A 388-nucleotide genomic window follows, 5' to 3' on the forward strand; every position below is an offset into this window, starting at 1 on the left:
TCCCCGTCCTGCTTGATCCTCGGCGACAACATCTATTACGGGCACGGCCTGCCGGAGCTCCTCGATACTGGTACGAGCGTTACCGACGGAGCGACGGTCTTCGCCTACCACGTCAACGATCCCGAACGTTATGGCGTCGTTGAATTCGATGGAGAAATGCGTGCACTGTCCATCGAAGAGAAGCCCCTAGCCCCCAAATCCAATTGGGCTGTTACCGGACTTTATTTTTATGATTCCGATGCGGTCGATATCGCCGCCAATCTCAAACCGTCCGCACGCGGCGAATATGAGATAACCGATGTAAATCGCACCTATCTGGAACGCGGAAAGCTGAAAGTATCCATCATGGGCCGTGGCTATGCTTGGCTCGATACCGGCACTCCTGACA

At 54.6% G+C, this 388-nt stretch carries 1 protein-coding gene; it reads left to right on the top strand.

The features are described from left to right. Nucleotides 1-388: sugar nucleotidyltransferase (locus AB4Z23_RS28895; RefSeq protein ID WP_441361360.1), on the top strand; the 388-nt coding region annotated here is incomplete at both ends.

This window comes from Agrobacterium sp. MCAB5, assembly GCF_052114365.1.
Lineage (GTDB): Bacteria > Pseudomonadota > Alphaproteobacteria > Rhizobiales > Rhizobiaceae > Agrobacterium > Agrobacterium tumefaciens.